The following is a 3,048-nucleotide window of genomic DNA, read 5'->3' on the forward strand; positions in this document are numbered from 1 at the left end:
AGCGTCATATGCCTAAAAATAAGACAACCACAGCCTGGGGTATTTGGAACGGTTTTTATAATATTGCCTTGGGTTTGGGCGCATTGATCAGTGCCTATGTGGCGCACAGTTTTGGTTTTCGCGGTGTTTTTACTGTGATGCTTATTATTGCTGCGTTAGGCTTAGTTTTTGCTTTACAGCTTGCACGACACAAGCGAGTTTAATTCATAGCGCTCCATCACCTACGCGGGTTTTCCGCGCAGGTGATATCGTGTTTTGCTTAGAAGAAATAACCAACGCCGACACCGAATACCCAAGGGTTAATATCGACATCAGAGCGAAGCACCGAGCTGCCTACATAGACGTGTGCGTTTGTTGAAATATAGATTTTTTTCACGTCAACGTTCAGCGCCCATCGCTTATTTAATTTATAATCAGCGCCGATGTCGAAAGCAGGGCCGACACTATTGCTGTAATGGATCTTGCTGGCAGTCGGGCCAGAGTTGACATGGTAGAAAAGAGTGTAGTTAATACCGACGCCTGCATAGGGATCAAACTTGCTATCTGGTAAGAAGTGCCATTGAGCGGTAAGCGTTGGCGGCAATAAAAACACGCTGCCCAAATCCACTTTGCCTAAGCTTGTGCCAGTGGCAGTGAGGTTATGGCGTGTTGTGGCAAGAATGAGTTCTGTCGAAATATGTTTTGTGAAAAAGTAACTGAAATCGAGCTCTGGGACATAGGCGCTACTGATGTCGTTAACATGGCCGCCTATGGTGCTAATACTTGAGCTGTGCGCGTCAGGCACGACAGCGATACCACGCAGCCTAACAAGCCAGTGGTAGTTCGGCGTATTATTAACAAGGTTTTGGCCCAAGGTGCTACTTGCGGCGAACGCACCAGACACCAGTAGGCTGGCGCCACACGCGGCCAAGGCCAGTTTTTTTATTTTCATGATATCTCTCCCAAAAGATTAAAAACGACGAGAGTCTAGCGCGTTAGTTTTTAATTTAGGATGATATATGTCATAGCTTGTTGGTTTCTTAGTGGCGTGCAATTCTTATTTATCAAGAAAATTGTTCTGCTAAAAATAGGTGGCTTAAAGGCTTGAGAAAATGCTTAAGCTTACTGTATGATGGGAAAATTTTTCTTGGAGGGGTTATGCGTAAGCCTTGTTTTGTTCTTCTCGCTTTAATCATGGCGGCGTCGCCTTTGCTGACATTTGCGGCAGCGGTGCCAACGTTAAAGCACAAGGTGGCCAGCGCCAAACCCAGTATACCGCACAAAAGCGTCGGTAGTGCACCTGCACTCGGTGAAACGAGTGATCGAGGTATTTATCTTGCATTGCAAGGGGGCTATGTACCTGCTGCAACCGATAAATGGACTAACAAGTCTAATGGCGGACAGGTAAAAACCTCCTATCATCCTGGCGCGTCTTTTTCAGCCGCTTTGGGCTATCGTTTTAATGCCCACTGGCGAGTAGAATTGCAGGCTTTGTATATTGGACAAGATGTGTATCGCGTTAAATTCACGGGGTTCGATGAAAAGATGAGTGGTAGCGCGCGCGCTTATTCCGGGATGTTAAATGGCTATTTTGATCTAAAAAACCACACTAAATTTACGCCGTATTTAGGTGCAGGGCTTGGTTATACAGAGGTTCGTGTTCAGAACAAGCGCTTGGAGGAGGCTTCTTACGAAGGTTTGGCATATATTCGCCGCCCGTCTGTGCAGGGCATGCTGGGTGTTAATTATGCGCTCACGAAACACTTTTCTCTTGGCGCAAATTACACTTTATTTTACACCTTTGCTGATAATGGCTTTGATTTTGTGGAGCGCCCATCAGGAAACTCGGTTGAGTATAAGGATGCTGACTACTTCCGTCGTGTTTTTAATGTCACAGCGACGTATCATTTTTAAACTCAGCAATTGCTTTTACATCTTGTCCAAGTGCGTTTTTGATAATGGCCTACGTATGACACGCAAGCTCATCGTTATTATCAGTGTGTACCCATTTGGGATATACCCATCTATTTTCGTTATGCTCCCCATCGAGTGAATTGTAAAGAGCACGGCACTCATGTCAGGAGCTCCCGGCGAAGCCACAAGCTCAACGGTAGCAAGGGTTGCAGGGACGCCTGGAAGAACGCTTTCGCAATCAGTTTCTAAAGAAACCCCAAGTTCAGTGGATTTTGGCCGTTTTTCGCCGGGAACCGCTGCACTCATGTAGAGCGAGTGCCATGGGCGCAAGGTAAGGAGTAAATGACAAAAAGCTATCAGCTGTTTTGAGCTAGGTAGGCAAAGCATTTATCCTGGAAAGAGACGGGTAATATATTTAGGACAAGCTGGGAAAGTGTATATCGTGCCGTTAAATGGGTTGGCGATATAGAGGCAGGCGGAAAATAAATATATTTGATGCCTTAACAGCTTATCAAAGAACTCAAGCGTGATTTTGCTGCCGATCGTATGCCTTGCCAAGACTTTGATGCAAACGCGCTTTATTTCGCGCTGTGTACTCTGGCGTTTAACTTGTTTGCTTTAATGCGGATGCATTTACCGGAAGGCTATGAAAACAGTCGCGCCAAAACCATCCGTTGGCGACTGTACGCTTTGGCCGGAAAAGTCGTTCGTCATGGTCGGAAAGTTTATTTAAAGCTAAGCGTTACTCACCACAAGTTACTCCAAAACATATGCACATCACTACAATACCTCGACCAAGCGCCTCAAGCACCTTAGTTGCCCTCGACCTTTCCTAATGAGCGAACAAAACAGTCGGATAAAACCATCTGACGAGACCTCTATGTCGCGGACTTACTGAATCATGATTGAGGGTGCCTATATCAGCTTATTTCCATGGAAAATCGTTTAATCTTTGATGGCTTTGCCTTCATATACCGCTTCAAAGTCGATATTTTATGACGCTAATAAGCCAGGCTTCGCCAAGTTAGCGCTGATTTCGCTACTAAGCAGCGCCTAAATCGGGATTTGGGTTTCATGATCCCGTTGTTGGTGATTAATGTGATTATTGTCGTGGCGGGTGGTTTTTTGGCGCCACTGTGGGCGAGTTACGTGCAT

At 45.8% G+C, this 3,048-nt stretch carries 5 protein-coding genes; 3 read left to right on the forward strand and 2 right to left on the reverse strand.

Going from position 1 to position 3,048, the window contains the following annotated elements:
• On the forward strand, positions 1 to 203 hold a 203-nt coding region (locus COV52_01180), incomplete at its 5' end, for a hypothetical protein (GenBank protein ID PIR11969.1).
• A gap of 56 nt (positions 204 to 259) precedes the next feature.
• Here COV52_01180 and COV52_01185 read toward each other — a convergent pair.
• A complete protein-coding gene (locus COV52_01185; GenBank protein ID PIR11970.1) occupies positions 260 to 931 on the reverse strand; it encodes a hypothetical protein in 672 nt (223 codons plus the stop codon).
• 242 nt (positions 932 to 1,173) lie between these two features.
• Here COV52_01185 and COV52_01190 point away from each other — a divergent pair, with 242 nt between their 5' ends.
• Positions 1,174 to 1,893: a hypothetical protein gene (locus COV52_01190; GenBank protein ID PIR11973.1), complete on the forward strand. Its 720-nt coding sequence runs from the start codon at positions 1,174 to 1,176 to the stop codon at positions 1,891 to 1,893.
• A 15-nt stretch (positions 1,894 to 1,908) separates the two neighbouring features.
• Here COV52_01190 and COV52_01195 read toward each other — a convergent pair whose 3' ends face one another.
• Positions 1,909 to 2,199: a hypothetical protein gene (locus COV52_01195; GenBank protein ID PIR11971.1), complete on the reverse strand. Its 291-nt coding sequence runs from the start codon at positions 2,197 to 2,199 to the stop codon at positions 1,909 to 1,911.
• 240 nt (positions 2,200 to 2,439) lie between these two features.
• Between COV52_01195 and COV52_01200 the strand changes: the two genes are divergently transcribed.
• A complete protein-coding gene (locus tag COV52_01200) occupies positions 2,440 to 2,709 on the forward strand; it encodes a hypothetical protein (protein PIR11972.1) in 270 nt (89 codons plus the stop codon).
• The last annotated feature ends 339 nt before the right edge of the window (positions 2,710 to 3,048 follow it).

It is taken from the genome of Gammaproteobacteria bacterium CG11_big_fil_rev_8_21_14_0_20_46_22 (genome assembly GCA_002796245.1).
Lineage (GTDB): Bacteria > Pseudomonadota > Gammaproteobacteria > UBA12402 > UBA12402 > 1-14-0-20-46-22.

Bases quoted from the DNA above. Each gene is read 5' to 3' on its own strand.
- COV52_01185 (PIR11970.1), bottom strand. From the start codon at position 931: ATGAAAATAAAAAAACTGGCCTTGGCCGCGTGTGGCGCCAGCCTACTG.
- COV52_01190 (PIR11973.1), top strand. From the start codon at position 1,174: ATGGCGGCGTCGCCTTTGCTGACATTTGCGGCAGCGGTGCCAACGTTA.
- COV52_01200 (PIR11972.1), top strand. From the start codon at position 2,440: ATGCCTTGCCAAGACTTTGATGCAAACGCGCTTTATTTCGCGCTGTGT.
- COV52_01195 (PIR11971.1), bottom strand. From the start codon at position 2,199: ATGAGTGCAGCGGTTCCCGGCGAAAAACGGCCAAAATCCACTGAACTT.